The organism is uncultured Thiodictyon sp. (assembly GCA_903837595.1).
GTDB lineage: Bacteria > Pseudomonadota > Gammaproteobacteria > Chromatiales > Chromatiaceae > Thiodictyon.
This window is the reverse complement of sequence record CAILVI010000136.1, coordinates 1-1593: the sequence shown is the minus strand read 5'-3', so window position 1 is coordinate 1593 and position 1593 is coordinate 1. Positions and strand designations below refer to the sequence as shown.

At 65.3% G+C, this 1593-nt stretch carries 2 protein-coding genes; both read left to right on the top strand.

Annotated elements, in window-relative coordinates:
• On the top strand, positions 1-1030 hold a 1030-nt coding region (locus QZY44_RS07275), incomplete at its 5' end, for a hypothetical protein (protein WP_295444332.1).
• A gap of 77 nt (positions 1031-1107) precedes the next feature.
• The coding region (locus tag QZY44_RS07270; RefSeq protein ID WP_295444329.1) for a replication protein RepA at positions 1108-1593 on the top strand (486 nt) is incomplete at its 3' end.

Here is a 1593-nt window from a genome sequence, read left to right as displayed (position 1 = left end):
GAAGGCCAACAAGGAGCGGGACCAGGCGCGGGCGTTGCTCAGTGCCGCGGTTCCAGATCCAGCCGCAGCCCTTAAGAGTGCTGAACGGGAGTTGAAGCACCAGCACCGGATGACTGAAGCGCTGGCCGAATACGACCGCAACCAAGCGGCCAAGCTCCAAGCGCCCAAGGCCGAGCAGGTCAACGCACGTCAGGAGCAGCACCGCCGCGACATTGCCGCCATCCTTGAACAGCGCCAGACCCCAGCCCCGACCGCGGTCAATGACCACCAGAAGACGCCAACCGTACCGGCACAGACACCCGGGCGCCCTGGGCGCCGCAACTACGGCACCATTCCCCACCAGGCGCCCGAGGCCCCGGCGGACCGGAACCCGGAACAGGTCTACGCCGACCGGCTAAAGCCCATCAAAGCGCAGCAGCAGGAGGCCGCGGCAAACGTCATCGAGGCGCTACGGAAGGAACGACAGCAGTGGACCCAGGCACACCGGGACCACCAGGAGAACGAGCCCACCATCGGGCTGTTCGGTCGGCAAGCCAAAGGGGAACGCGCCGGCGTCGCCCTGGCCCAAACCGGCCGGGACCTTGCCCAGCGCGAAGGCGCCGCGGCCAAGGCCGCCGATCCGAAAGCCATCGAGCGCGCGGCCGTCGCGGAGCTGCGCCGCACAGATCCCGGAGTCGTCCAGGCAGCCGAAGCCGCCCGCAAGAAGCGCGAGGACCTCGAGCGGGACCGCAAGCAGCGGGAACAGGAGGCCAAGGCCGAAAAGGCGGCAAATGAACAGGTCGGCAAGGACTTTGACTTGCTTGCCAGGCGCCGGGAATCAGGCGGGTTTGGCTTTTGGGATCATTCCGAGGATTGGAAAGCAACCCCGAGCGATCTTAAAGACCGCATAGCCGAATACATCAAGCTACCCAAGGAGCAGAGGGCCGCGGACCTGGAGAAGATCAACCGCGACCCGAAAACCCGGGAGGCGCTCCGGGGCCTGATGGCGGAACGGGAGACGGCCATTAGAAAACTTAGCCGGGGCAGGTAGGAGTATGCTAACGGCGCCGGACATGTTGAGACCACGCCCGGAGCCTAACCACCACCGATCTTGATAGGAGATCAGCAATGGCTGACGACAAGTTACAACAAAAACGCATCGAGCGGGTTAACCGACTGGTTGCGGAATCCATGGCGATGGAGGCCGAGGAGGCCCGGGAAGCGGGCGCCCTGGGGTTCATGGCCCGCGCCCTGGTACAGGCGACGATGCCGCACAAGGACTGCCCCGGCAGCGAGTTTGTCAGGAAAAACGGGGCCTTTACCCTGTCCCTCCTGGCCCCCGCGCAGATCGGGTTGCCCTACGGGGCCTTGCCGCGGCTCCTGGTGGCGTGGGTCACGACCGAGGCCATCAGGACCGGCGAGCGCCGGCTTGTCCTGGGGGACAACCTCAGCGGCTTCATGCAGGAAATCGGTCTGGTGCCCACGGGCGGCCGGTGGGGCTCGATCGGGAGGATCAAGAACCAGATGCGGCGGTTGTTTGCCTCGTCGGTCTGTTGCATCTACGACGACCCCAACCCCGACCATTGGGCAATGACATCAGTCAAGATCGTGGAG